This is a genomic window from Treponema medium (genome assembly GCF_017161265.1).
Taxonomy (GTDB): Bacteria; Spirochaetota; Spirochaetia; order Treponematales; family Treponemataceae; genus Treponema; species Treponema medium.
In genome coordinates this window covers 710,460-723,982 of record NZ_CP031393.1, presented here as the reverse complement: position 1 = coordinate 723,982, position 13,523 = coordinate 710,460, and the positions used below count along the sequence as shown (strand labels likewise).

8 protein-coding genes are annotated in these 13,523 nt (G+C 45.4%); 3 read left to right on the top strand and 5 right to left on the bottom strand.

Going from position 1 to position 13,523, the window contains the following annotated elements; all coding sequences use genetic code 11:
• Nucleotides 1-24: 24 nt before the first annotated feature.
• The 4 genes from DWB79_RS03270 to DWB79_RS03255 all read right to left on the bottom strand — a co-directional run bounded on the left by DWB79_RS03270 (nucleotide 25) and on the right by DWB79_RS03255 (nucleotide 7,601).
• On the bottom strand, nucleotides 25-3,327 hold the full coding sequence (locus DWB79_RS03270; protein ID WP_040858981.1) for a DNA translocase FtsK: 3,303 nt from the start codon (nucleotides 3,325-3,327) through the stop codon (nucleotides 25-27).
• A 224-nt stretch (nucleotides 3,328-3,551) separates the two neighbouring features.
• Nucleotides 3,552-4,361 carry an undecaprenyl-diphosphate phosphatase gene (locus tag DWB79_RS03265; RefSeq protein WP_016522617.1) on the bottom strand — a complete coding sequence of 270 codons (810 nt, stop codon included), beginning with the start codon at nucleotides 4,359-4,361 and terminating at the stop codon, nucleotides 3,552-3,554.
• Nucleotides 4,358-6,526 carry a flagellar assembly lytic transglycosylase gene (locus tag DWB79_RS03260; protein WP_245541289.1) on the bottom strand — a complete coding sequence of 723 codons (2,169 nt, stop codon included), beginning with the start codon at nucleotides 6,524-6,526 and terminating at the stop codon, nucleotides 4,358-4,360. The genes DWB79_RS03265 and DWB79_RS03260 overlap by 4 nt, the downstream gene beginning before the upstream one ends.
• A 40-nt stretch (nucleotides 6,527-6,566) precedes the next feature.
• Nucleotides 6,567-7,601 carry an Hsp70 family protein gene (locus tag DWB79_RS03255; protein WP_016522615.1) on the bottom strand — a complete coding sequence of 345 codons (1,035 nt, stop codon included), beginning with the start codon at nucleotides 7,599-7,601 and terminating at the stop codon, nucleotides 6,567-6,569.
• Nucleotides 7,602-7,838: 237 nt separating this feature from the next.
• Between DWB79_RS03255 and DWB79_RS03250 the strand changes: the two genes are divergently transcribed.
• The 3 genes from DWB79_RS03250 to DWB79_RS03240 all read left to right on the top strand — a co-directional run bounded on the left by DWB79_RS03250 (nucleotide 7,839) and on the right by DWB79_RS03240 (nucleotide 10,468).
• Nucleotides 7,839-8,897: a hypothetical protein gene (locus tag DWB79_RS03250; RefSeq protein ID WP_016522614.1), complete on the top strand. Its 1,059-nt coding sequence runs from the start codon at nucleotides 7,839-7,841 to the stop codon at nucleotides 8,895-8,897.
• 11 nt (nucleotides 8,898-8,908) lie between these two features.
• The gene (locus DWB79_RS03245) at nucleotides 8,909-9,604 is read left to right on the top strand and encodes a YoaK family protein (RefSeq protein WP_016522613.1); all 696 of its coding nucleotides are present in this window, start codon (nucleotides 8,909-8,911) and stop codon (nucleotides 9,602-9,604) included.
• Nucleotides 9,605-9,712: 108 nt separating this feature from the next.
• Nucleotides 9,713-10,468 carry a helix-turn-helix transcriptional regulator gene (locus tag DWB79_RS03240; protein WP_016522612.1) on the top strand — a complete coding sequence of 252 codons (756 nt, stop codon included), beginning with the start codon at nucleotides 9,713-9,715 and terminating at the stop codon, nucleotides 10,466-10,468.
• 285 nt (nucleotides 10,469-10,753) lie between these two features.
• Here the strand turns inward: DWB79_RS03240 and DWB79_RS03235 are convergent, their stop codons facing one another.
• Nucleotides 10,754-13,474 carry a leucine-rich repeat protein gene (locus DWB79_RS03235; RefSeq protein ID WP_252722505.1) on the bottom strand — a complete coding sequence of 907 codons (2,721 nt, stop codon included), beginning with the start codon at nucleotides 13,472-13,474 and terminating at the stop codon, nucleotides 10,754-10,756.
• Nucleotides 13,475-13,523 lie beyond the last annotated feature (49 nt).

Genomic DNA, 13,523 nt, shown 5'->3' with positions numbered 1-13,523 from the left:
CTACAGGTGTCCAGCAAGAAAAAACTATACGTGTCTGATAATCTCGCGGGCTTTTGACCCGTTTGCAGGGCCGACAATACCGCGTGCTTCCATCTCTTCAATAAGACGAGCCGCACGGTTGTACCCGATTTTCAGTTTTCGCTGCACATAAGAAGCAGACGCTTTGCCTGCAAAGGTAACAATTTCCAACGCTTGATCGTAGAGCGGATCATTATCGTCGGAGAACACGGCATTATCATAGGGCTCGTCATCATCATCAACAAAGATTTCTTCATCGATATATTCTGGTTCGCAGTATTCCTTCACGCAGGCGACAACACGTTCTACTTCCTGTTCGGAAACAAAGGCTCCCTGTATACGGGTCGGGAACGGACGAGCAGCGCTTACGTACAACATATCGCCTTTTCCCAGCAGTTTTTCTGCACCCATCTCATCCAAGATGATTCGGCTATCGGTTTTTGACGCAACCATAAAGGCAATTCTGCTCGGAATATTTGCCTTAATCAAACCGGTGATGACGTCGATGGAGGGGCGTTGCGTCGCAAGTACCAGATGAATACCGACTGCGCGGCTCATTGCGCACAGGCGTGCGACTGTAGCTTCAAGCTCTTTACCGGATGTTGCCATAAGATCTGCAAATTCATCGATGATGATGACGATATAGGGCAGCGTTTCCGTTGCAATATGCTCCGATTTGATTTTCGCATTGAAGGTCTTTATGTCGCGCACGCCCATATTATCGAGCAAGGCATAGCGCCGCTCCATTTCGCAGAGCGCATATTGCAACGCTTGGAACGCCCGCTTCGGTTCGGTAATAACAGGGGTTAAAAGATGCGCAATGTCGTTATAGAGTTTCAGCTCGACGATTTTGGGATCGACTAAAATCAGCTTTACCTCATCAGGGCGGCGGTTATAGAGAATCGACAAAATGATTGAATTAACACAGACTGATTTCCCCGAACCGGTCGCACCGGCAATGAGCAGATGCGGTGTTTGTGCAAGGTCAAGGACTTGCGGATTTCCCGTTACATCTTTTCCGAGGGCAACGGGGATCGCCATCTTAGCGGCTTCCGGCAAATCGGTTTCTATCAATTCCCGAAAGCTGACAATCGAACGCTTCTTATTGGGGACTTCGATACCGACTGCATGTTTTCCCGGTATGGGTGCGACAATACGGACGCTGGAGGCCGCAAGACGCAATGCGATATTATCCTGCAGATTGGTAATCTTCGATAGTTTGATACCCGGCGAAGGCAGCATTTCAAACATCGTTACGACAGGCCCTTTACGGATACCGGTGATGGATACATCGATTTTAAATTCGTTAAAGGTCGATTTCAGCATGAGCGCTGCTCGTCTTGTTGCATCGTCAACAATCCAGTATTCACCGTCAGGATAATTCGTTAAAAGATCAAACGGGATGGCATACTTTTTCCGCGGCGGTGGGGGAGGTACCGGTTTTGTCGGAATGACCGGTACGGTTTGTTCGATGGTTTCTAAAAACTCCTCATCGGTGTCCTGTGCAACTTCCGCATCTGCGGCAGCTTCTTCGTCCTGTGCGTCAAAGCCGTCGATGGCGATATCCGCATCGGCGCCGATGTCGGTTTCCGTATCATCCTCTGCAATCTGTACATCTATCGATTCACCGCCGGTATCCGCTGCGGTTGTATCTTGTATGTCTATCGTAGCGCTATTCGCTACCTCATCTTCCTGTATTGATGTTTCGGTTTGAAGCGGTTCAATCGATGCCGCTATTTCTGATAGTACCGTCTTGTTCTGAACAAAGTCGCCGGTTCTCGATGGAGTAGATTGCTCTTCTTGAATAGTTTTTGAGTTTGTGTGCGGTTCCGAGTCGATTACCACCATTGTGTCGAGCAGATCTGAACGTTCATTCGGCAGCGGTACGCCGTTTACAAAAACAAGCGGCATCTCCGGTTCTGCTTGAGGGGGAGCCGCTGCTATCGATTGTTGTTCCGAAATTGTTTCTTCCGGAATAATATCTATTTGAGAAACGGCGTCCGCGACCTCTTCCGCTGTAGCCGGTACATCGTTCTCTGGTGGTAGCGTTTCTTCCTCTACTGGAGTAGGAGCTTCGGGGCTATCTGCCATAGTCGGTACATTTTCGACCGTCGGCATAGGCGACGCTTCTTCTTCCTGCAGCAAGGGATTAGACTGTGCTTCTGAATGATCTGTCTGTTTAATGCGCTCAACGGGAGCGGTAATTTCCTCCAAACTTGCGAACAGGTTGTTTGGGTCGGAGGGATCAAATACCGGACGGATAGCCTCTTTTTCCTGCATATCCATCACCGCAGATAACGGAGTTGATAGCGGCAACGGCTGTACATCTTCTTCAACTTCTTCCAACAAAGGTAATTCTTCTTCTGTGTTCGGTGTTTCAGTATCCTTCGATTCAATGGTTGACTGTTGTGCGGTTTGTGATATTTCGTTTTGCGTATCTTCAAGCTCCGGCACGCCGATTGCCGCTACTTTACCGGTCAGCGCGTGAAGGGTATTGGAAGTATTTTCTTTAATACTATCAATGCCGGCGTCGGACGGTAGATGCTGCTCCGTATTTTCTGCAGCCGGTGACGGGGTAAACACCGATGCTTCCGTTTCTGTAGAGGAGCCGGATATGGAATCCGGTTCTCGAACGGCTGCCATCACGTCATCTGCCGTATTTGCCGAAGAACTCACAGCATCCTTTGTTGTTGCTTCCGGCAACTCCGAAGAATCGGCTGTATCCTTTTCCGGTGAATCAGAGTCTTTCTCTACCGCCGGTGCCAACTGACTAAGGGGTGCGGTTGCATCGTCCATATCGTCGCCGGTTGCTTCATCGTTTTCGGAAACATCATCTTCCTCAGGGCTGTTATGTAAAGAGAACCGTTTGCCAGATAGCTTTTCGCTGAGTGTCAACATCAAAAAAATTTCAAAGCAGACAAGCAGCAGCGCACAGATTAATATTGAAACGGTTACAAATTGCCGAACGGTCGGAATGGAAACCGATGGAGCAAAGGTGTAGATGAGCTGTTCACCGATGATGGCAGTAACAAAATAGAGCGGCACACCGAGCAGTATCGCTTTGGATTCACGCGACCAGCCGGGGATAAGCAGCAACACCGCTCCATACAAAAAGAGGAGCGGAATTAAAAAAGAGGAAAACCCATACACAAAAAAGACCCGCTGCCCCATCGCAAATAACGCATAGTGTGATGCAGCAAGTCCGGCAACCGGTAGAAAAATACCAAGCGTTAATATAATACCGGCACAAAAGAACAGCACGCTCAAAATGACCGCTAAAACTCTAAATCGACTATCTCTATTTCCCATCACTATTATTTCCCCTCCCTTCTGTGGGAAATTTTAAGGAATAAAATTTCCCACATTTTTTTTCGGTAAGCGGGCAAATGCATCAGGCAGAGTAAATCAAATTCCACAGAATAATATAGGCAGTGAGACCATTTGAACCGTAAAGGTTCAACTCTGGTTGAACAGCCTATATTATTCTGCGGGGGTATCTCAAAAAGTGCCTGATGCGTTTGCCCTGCTTTAATTTATACATGAAAGATGCCGACTGCACCGAATAATATAATCCCCGCAGGAATTAAATAGCAGGCGAATAAGCCGAGCTTTCCCCCTTTTATCAATTTGAGCAAAAAGATCAATGAAAAAAAGCCTACGATAAAAGAGGTCAGCATCCCCGCAATCAGCGCGGCGATGCCAATTGAACCGCTTATGGTATCGGCTGATTTCAGTTCAAAGATAAACGCGGCGAGGATGGCCGGAATAGATAGAAGAAACGAATACTCTCCGGCTTTTTCGCGGTTTACACCGGTTAAAAGCGCCGCTGCGATGGTAGACCCTGAGCGTGAAATACCCGGCAGTACGCCGATACCTTGCGCGGCTCCGATAATCACCGCTTGCAGCACGGACGGCACGGCAACGTTTTTTTTCGGTTGCAGTTTGGCTGAAAGCAAAAGCACAATACCGGTAATAATAAAACAGACTGCGATAAACAGCATGTTTTTTGCCTGTACAATATCTTTCAGAACGATACCGATAACGCCGGTAACAACGGTAGAAATGAGCAGCGCACCGATTAGTTTAAGGTCTGCACTGTCTTCTATCGTATTTTTCCTGATAATAAACCGGCCGAGTACGGTTAAAAGCCGCCATATCTGTTTGTAAAACACAATACAAACTGCTCCGAGGGTCGCGATATGCAGCAGAATATCAAAAATGATGGGAACATCGGTATGTCCCAAAAAGTACTCGGCTACGGCGAGATGGCCGGAGCTTGAAATAGGAAGAAATTCGGCAACGCCTTGAACGGCGCCGAGTAAAATTGCTTGTATAATCGTCATAACAGTTCCTTAAAAAAGAGCCGCACAATATCTTCCGGCTCTTCCGAATAATAGAGTACTCCGTATACCGTTGCAGCGGACAGTAGTTTTCGCCCGTAATCCCGTGTTTCGGCGTATTCCAAACTTTCCAAAAAGAGATCTTCCGGCAGACCTTGTGCTTTTTTTTGCCATCCGCGAACGCGTGAGATACCTGCATTGTACGCAAAGCAGGCAGGCATAATACGGTTATCGGATCGGCGGATCATTTCCGCAAGGTAATATGCGCCGAATCTGATATTTATTTCGGGATCGGTAAGGCTGTAATCTGCAACCTTTAACTTTTTTGCGATATCCGCAGCTGTTGCGGGCATCAGCTGTGTAAGACCGACCGCGCCTGCCCCTGATACAACCTGATGCTGAAAAAAGCTCTCGCTCCTTATTAACGCATATAACAGATATTCCGGCAGCCCATATTCTGCGGCGTATTTCGAGACAAGTTCACCCCACGGACGGGGATACAACAGCTCCAGCTGCTCCTTTGTTGCCGCATCTTCCTGATTTTTTAACGAGAAGCGGATCACCCGTATCGAATCGGCATAGCGGCCTTCACTAGCCAACGTGCGGGCGATTTGTAGTGCCTCTTCAGCGGAAATCGACGGATACACGGCAACAATGCGGGGATAGACCATATCGTATAAACCGAAATGAAGCAAGCCGTCGATATACGTTCGCGCCTCTTGGGGAGAAAATGTGCTTGTTTGCGCTTTGCCCGCGTCGGACTGAGTGTGCGATTCACCGGCTTGCGCTTGTGTGCCGGTGGATTGTGTATGTCTGCCGGACAGGGGTTCACTACGGAACTGAAAAGTTTCTTTCAACAGCTGAGCGCCGCCGAGCCGGTACGTTCCTAAAATTCGGTAATACAGCGCATCGTGCGATTCACCGGCGGCTTCTTGCAGTAACCGTGCCGTTCTGTCCGGCGGAAGCTGTCCGGCGCAGGCAAGCGTGTAAGCAACGGCAGCCCGCTGCTCCGGCAATGTTGTTTTTGCTAACACAGTATGGAGTGTTTCTAAGTTTTTCCAATCCTTTGCCGCGGTCAGCTGCGCCCGTAACGATTGTACCAAATCGGCGTACCATGCGGGGTTTTTCCAGCGGGCTGCCGTATCCGCCAGCGCTTTGAGGTAACGGGATAAGCCGAGCATCCGCATGGTATCCAAATAGTACCACGTTGCAGAATCAAAGTCGGAAGCGGAATCGGCCAGTTCAGCTGCCTGTAAGAAAAGTTTTACGGCTTGTTCACGTTGCGCAGCGCCGCCGATTTTCGTCCGGCAACGGGCTGCATAAAATGAAGTATAAAAGAGGCAGCGGCGCATATCCGTACCGGAAAGCTGCTTATTACCGCTATTTTGTATTCGTACTGCAAAATCTTCAAAAAAAGCAGCTGCCTCAGCGGAGTTCTCTGTTCCATAAGTACCCGCCTTGCCAATATCGGAGAGCAGACCGGAAAACGTAAAATCTGCAAAGGCATTCTTCATACTGAAAGCCTCTTGTACGGAACTCCATGCTTCCGTATAGCGTTTTTCAAAAACCGCTATGCGGGCTTCGGCGAGCTTATATAAAAACGGCGGCAGGTCTTTACCGAAGCGAGGAAAGGCATCGACAAGCTCCACTGTCAGCGGGCCGGTAAGATACAAGGTTTCCGGCGCTTGTGTAATACTGCCGTAAGCGCCTGTTTGCAAAAGGAGCCGAATTTCCAATAACGATAATCGCTCTTTTTCAGCCTGTACCGTATCTTCTTGCCCGAGTGCAGTAGTCGTTCCGGCAAGTTCCTGCAAGCGTTTTTGTACGGATTGTAAGCAGTCGGAGGGAGAGCCTGTTTCGTATAATTCTTCGCGGCACAATCGGTTCAGCGGTGATTCGTACAACTTTTCTCCAAGGTCAAAGTAGAAACGGGCGGCTTGTTTGTAGCCTGCACGTTTCAGGTGTAAACCTACATAGTAGGCGCTGCCGTGTCCCATCATTTTGATACTGCGATAGGCTTTGTTGTCTGCCTGTAAGAAAAAGTCGTAATTTCCGGCTTTTAGATCTTTTAATAGAGCGGCGCTTCTATCTACAGCACAGACTGTGACAGAACCGGTAAAGAGGAAAAGACAGAAAAAAGAAAGACGGAGCCGAAAAAAAAGGAGCAAGCAAGAACGCAGAAATCGTTCTTGCTTGTAACGTAGTATCTTACTGCGGAGGAATTTCAATATAGGTTCCCGAAATGATTAAATCAGGATTTTTGAGTTTGTTATGCTTCGCAATCTTCGTATACAACCACGGATTGCGGTAATACGTTTCGGATAGATCCCAAAGCGTATCGCCCCAACGAAGCTTATAACGGATTGCTTTCTGTGCCGGTATGGAGGCAGCCGGTTCCTTTACCGCAGGTTCTGTTTGCTGAACGGGCGGTTCTTGTTTTACCGGTTGTTCCTGCTGAGCTGCCGACGGTTCCGGTTTAACCGGCTGGGTTGGTGCAGCTGCTTGAGGTGCCGGAGGTTCAGTTACCGATTTATCTGCCGGTAATGACGGCGCCGTATTTGAAGCGGGAGATTCTTGTACGGGACGCTTTTGAGATGGTATAACTGCGGCAACCTCAGGTTGTACAACCATCGGACGGTCTTCTTCGGCAAGATTTTTTTTCGTTAGCAACAGGATACCGAGTACTAATGCGGCGATACCGAGTAGAATAAGTAAAATTAAAAGCCAAACCGGCATTCCGCGTTTCGGCTCAGGTTCTTTTTCATCGTCTTCATCAGCATAAAAAGCTGCGGCAGAAAAGTCCTGATGACTTTCGGAACTATCATCGGTATTCACGTTAGCCGCGGAAAGATTGATGTCGGCATCAGCCGCTTCCGAACTTAAATCAAAATCAAGATCATCAAATGCTTGATCCGCAAATGTTTCCAATGATACTCGAAGTGCTTGATGCGAACCTGAATCTTTATCAACAGCCTCGGCGGAAAGATTTTTATCTTCGTCAAGCTCTAATTTTAATTCTATTGTTGGTTCCCCAGCGGCCTTCTCATGAATATCTTCAACAATCAGTGAACCGATATACAAAGGGTCAGAAGTATCATCCTCTTTTTTGAACAAATTAATTTGTACACTTCGTTGATTATCGCGTACCGTAGTTAATTCAAGCGTTTCAGAGGCGGATGCATCGTCGTCCATAATGGGAAAAAACATTCCATCTGCGAGTTTTATGCCTATTTTAGCTGCCATTACACTACTCCTTCTGTTAAAACCTTACTTTTATAATATCGGCATATCTTAGTCAATACAAAAGGAAATTCCTTTTGAAATATACGACTCATCTACTGCGTCGTATATTTCAAAAGACTTACGGAAAGGTTTGACATCTATTTCTACAACTGTTGACAGGCGATAAGTTTAGCCCTATCATAATAATATATGATCAAAAGTAAAATCGAGATGTTCCCAATAAAGAAAGGAGTTTTTATGAAATTTGTGAACTCAACAGCTATATGCTGCATACTTTTAATTTCGCTTGTATCTTGTTCTAATGGTTTTGGAAATTTAACAAGAAAATTGAAAGATCAGCAGACCTCTCCGTCTATCGCAGTAACAAGTAAGGATGGGATGGATTACCTTGGTACTGTTAATAAGGTCTATTCAGCAGTTCCTACAGGTAGATTTGTAACAGGGCAAGTAATTGAAAATTTTTATGGACATACGGTAAAATTTGAAGGCAACCTCGTTGAATACACCAGCATAAAGCAGGAGGTTCTCGACTATGTAGAAAATCTCAAAAACAACAATGCTTTAATGCATCAGCACTATGAAGATATTGTCTATGATTCGACAAAAAAATATGTTGAGTTCTCATCATATACAGACGTAAAAAGCGGAAAAATCCTATGTTTTGAAGTACGGGTATTTTTTGGAAATTTTCTGGATACATATAATGAATCGTTTTGGTATGCAAAATCCGTTACCTTTAATTCCAGATTTACAAAAGATATTGATAACAATATTGCCGTCAATTTCGGTGAACCGATTGGAAATTCGGAAGATGAAGACCTATTAGATGTAGATGAGAATACCTCTGAATCACCCTCTATTCCGGAAAAACAAGAAGACAAGATTAATTACGATTATATAAATGCAATTGGCAAGGTTGCAAGGATTTATTCCACACATAATGTTGATGTTCGATTTGCTACAGGACAAGAGCTAGATTATAACGGAAAAAAGGTCAGATTCCAAGGAAATCTGGTGGAATATCATTCCGTAAATGCAAAAGTTTTGGATATTTTTACAAATATACAGCCAAACGCACTGCACCACCAAGGATATTCAAATTTTGTTTTTGAAAATTCAAAAATATATATAGAAGTTTGTTATTATGAGGATGTTGTAACCGGCAAGATTGTAGAATACGAATTGCGCTATACCGTTAATCCTATATATGAAAAAATCGAAAAAGGGGAATGGCAGCCTGATGAGTGGTATGCAAAAAGTTTTAGTTTTACCGATTTGTCTGAGCTAGAGGAGTAAAACCTATTGAGATGATGCCAAGTGCACCGTTGGATACGGTACAAATACAAGAAGAAAAATTACATGACAATATCGTGATCGGCGTATGCCTCTCGTTAGTGGGAGGCTTTTTGGATGCTTACTCTTATCTATTAAAAGGTAAGGTGTTTGCAAATGCGCAAACCGGTAATCTTGTGTTGCTGTTTATCTCTGCTGCAAATGGGGAACTCCATAAGTTTCTTAAATATATCATACCCATTGTTACGTTTGCGTTCGGCATATTTATTTCAGAATTTCTAAAAAGCAAACATTATGTCAAAAATTATACCCGAATGACAACGGTATTGGTATTTGAAGTATTGGTTATTGCCGCAATCGGATTAATCGGCACGTCTTTTCAGCATGATATTATCAATTCCGTTATTTCTTTTATTGCAGCGCTGCAAGTCGCAAACTTTGATAAGGTTGACGGTAATCCGATAGCCACCACGATGATCACCGGCAACTTAAAAAGCAGTATGATAAATCTTGCAAAGTATCGTGCTGTAAAAGACATCAAATATTTGCACTCTTTTTTTAAGTATCTCCTCATCATCGCAAGTTTCGGTATTGGGGTTATGATTGGTTTTACTACTATAAAATACTATGCGGAAAAATCGATTTTATTGTGCGAACTCTTTATTATTATCGCATTTGTGATGTTGCAAAGAGAAGAGCGGCTTGTGTAGTGTGAAATTTTTGACTTTTCACCGTAACTTTTAAACCGTCTGGTTGCCGGTTTTGAAAAGTGTGTTAGGTAGACGGTAAAAAAATGCTCTGGTATACTAGCGCCTACTATGAAGGAGTTTTTTAATCCATACCGCATTATGTACGGGTTTGGAATCATTGCATTATGCGTTGCTTTAATAATGAATATTACAACCGTTATTCCTTTTGTTTCGTTTATTCCCGGAGTAAAATGGATTGAGATTGCCGTCAACGGTTTTTGTCTGGTACTTTGTTTTATATTGTTCATGTTTCCTCATTATAAAAAACTTTCATATATTCTTTTTTTTCTTGAAGGAGGAATGACCACGCACATCGGTTTTATCGGCATCGGTACGCTGCTGTTTATAACAGGTATTATTTTCTGTTTTATTAATGGAGATTTTATCCTAAACAGAAAGAGAAAACTGATTATTCTTGGAATATACTGGATAATTATTGTGTGTGGGTTGTATTTGTCCTTCGGTTTAAAGCTCTTTTTGTTTGAAATTGCAGTGAGTTTTTTCTATTTTGCCCTTTTTGCCTGTGTGTATGACAGACTTTCAGAAAAGTTATCCTATCTGCTCCTGCCGACAGAGGTCGTTGCCGCAAAAATTGAACTGCCGCCTAAGGGTTCTTCTTTAAAACTTTCACGTTATAACCTTTCAGAGCGGCAGCAGGCCTTTATCATCGGTTCAATAAAGGAGGGGAAAACATACGAAGTTCTTGCAGAGCGCTATAACGTCAGTGTTTCTGTTGTCAAAAAAGACATGGCGGCTGCGTGCAAGCTGTTCGGTGTTACCAACCGCGAAGCATTGCGTATTTTACTGCTGCAATATAAGTGGTAACCCTTCCGCTTCAATTTTACCGATACCCTCAGCCGTTAGGGGCAGTTCATTCAAGTTCTTACATTGTTTACTCCAACGTGAAAGCGGCCAATTTAATTGATAATTCATAATTAAGAATTCTTAATTATGAATTAGTTCAGCGCTTCGACCTCGGCTTGGGAAAGACCAGTCGCTTGTGCGATATTTTCAATGGATAAACCGCCCCCATGCCGAAGTTTCCTCCAACGTGAAAGCGGTCGATTTAATTGGTAATTCATAATTATGAATTATGAATTATCCATTGAATTAAACTCCTTCAAACTTTTTTCTTTGTTCGGCTTCGTTGGCGCCGGGAACAGCCATTTTATTAAGTGCGTCAGCTGTAGTGTAGTTGCCGTAATACGCTTGCGGTACTTTTATGCTCTTTTCGCCGAGGGCTGTGCAGTTTTGGAATGTGTTCTCTAAAGAAACATTGACGGGATCATAATTGCATTTAAGCGTAACCGATGTAAGAGCTGTACAGCCGGAGAAGCATTTTATCATATTCGTAACGCCTGAAGGGATGGTTGGAGCCTCCGTTAGAGCTGTACAGCCTAAGAAGCATCCCTGCATATCCATAATGCCTGAAGGAACCTCGGAAACGTACTTTAAGCTTGTACAGCTGCTAAAGCAGTTTTTCATACTCCTAACGCTTTTAGGAATATTACGCACGCTCACAAGGCTTGTGCAGGTACGAAAGGATGTATCGGTAAGACCTTCTACTTCCTTTGGTAACTCAAGTGCGACTTTTTTAGTCGGATGGGCTTTCAGTTTGTCACCGAGCTTGCACGAATCGTTGTAGCGCTCTTCTAAGTCCGCTTTGGTAAGACCGGTTACTTCGATGTAGTTTACGTCTGCGGCGGAAGAGTTGGTGCCTGCAAGGAAAGCACTAAGCTCTGCGTAGGCAACGCGTACGCCGAACTTTTTTTCCGTTGTTTTCATTTTATTGGCATGGTCCTTGTAGTCTTGCAGCTGCCCCGCCGGTACTTTTATGCCGCCGTCTTCGAGCGAAGCACAGTTTCGGAATAAATCGGAGAATGAACCGTCTCTGTAATTACATTTTAGTACAACAGACTTAATTTTACCGCAGCCTTCAAAGCAGTAGCTTATAAACTGAGCAGTTGCAGGAATTTCGGGTGCTTCTATAAGGCTGCCGCAGGACTGAAAGCTCCCCTGCATATTCGTAACGTTTGCCGGTAGTGCAGGTGCCTTTGTAAGACTGCCGCAGTTCTGAAAGCACTCGTTCATATTCGTAACCGTGTCCGGTATTGCCGAAGGTGCTTTTGTAAGACTGCCGCAGTTTTGAAAGCAGGCGATAATACCTGTAACGGTTGCAGGAATTTCGGGGGCTTCTACAAGGCTGGTGCAGTTCGCAAAGCAGCGGGCAATATTCGTAACGTTTGCCGGTAGTACCGGCGCTTCTGTAAGGCTGGTGCAACCCTCAAAGCAGCTTAGCATATCCGTAACGTTTGCCGGTATTGCAGGTACCTTTGTAAGACTGCCGCAGTTCATAAAGCACTGGCGCATATTCGTAACCGTGTCCGGTATTGCAGGTACCTCTTTAAGGTTGGTGCAGTCGTAAAAGCAGTTTTGCATATTCGTAACACCTTGCGGTATTGCCGGTGCTTTTACAAGACTTGAGCAGCGATTAAAGCACTGGGTAATATCCTGAACGCTTGGCGGTATTGCAGGGGCCTCTGTAAGGCTTGAGCACTCCGTAAAGCAATTGTTCATATTCGTAACGCCGTCCGGTATGTTACGCACTTGCACAAGATTTGTGCATTGTTGAAAGCAGCTGCTCATATCCGTAAGACCTTCTACAGTTTTGGGCAGTTTAAGTGCAACCTTTTTAGTCGGGTGGTCCTTTAGGATTTGTCCGAGCGGGCCCGGGTTGGGATATGTTCCTTTTAAGTGTTCCGCCTTAAGACCGGTTACTTCGATGTAATAGATGCCGTCTGATGCAGGGCTTGCGGTTGTTAGGCAGTTCTTTAAGTCATCGCCGTTTGTGCCATATCCTACTTTCTTGTATTTGGTAAAGCTCACTTTTACCGTTGTTGCCTCTGTGATTTTGACTTTTGCCGTTGTGCTTCCTTCCGTGCCGCCTTCTTGTAGTGCAGCGCTCGGCGTTACCGTCCACGTATCGACCATATAATCAGTGTTAGGCGTTGCGGTGAATGTTACGGTTTTATCCTTCTCCACGTTTATAGGGCTTGTCTCGGTTTCGGCTTCGCCTTCCGCCTTTGCCTTGAGCGTGCCGCCTGAGCCTTCTACGCTAAAGGCAGCGGCGTATGTAAGTACAAAGCTCACTTTGACTGTGCAGGCTTTGGTTACAGTGAGCTTGTACTCCGTGTTTGTGCCTGCTTCAGTGACGGGCTTGCCGTCGAGCGTCCAGCTTTTCACCCTGTAGCTGTCGTTGGCTTTAGCGGTGAATGTTACCTGCTTGCCGTGTTCGACCTTATCGTTCGTGTTGATTACGGTACCGTCAACTTCCGCTTTCAGTGTGCCACCGGTGCCGTCTACGCTAAAGGTTACGGGGTATTTCTTTAGCTTAAAGCTCACCTTTACTGTCGTTTCTTTGGTGATGTTTATCTTTGCCGTCAGGCTGCCGTCTGTGCCTGTTCCTGTTTCAAATGCATCGCCGGTTATGTTCCACTTATCGACTTCGTAGCCGTCGTTAGGTGTTGCGGTAAAAATAACCGTCTTATCTTTTTGAACCCCGCTGCCGTTTGTAATCTCTTTTCCGTCTACCGTTGCATTAAGCGTGCCGTTACTGCCGTCTACACCGAAGTTTACGGCGAACGTTCCGGGAGGGAGTTTTTCAAAACGTACCGTTACGGTTACCGCCTTCTCAATTTTAAGCGGATAAGAATCATTGGTGCCGTTCACGGCTTTTCCATCGAGCGTCCAGCCCTTTACCTTGTAACCCGCGTCAGGTGTTGCGGTAAAGGTTACGGTTTTATTCGCTTCTACTTCGTTACCGCTCTTTATTTCCGTTTCATCTATCTTTGCGGTAAGGGTGCCCCCCCCCCCCCCCCCC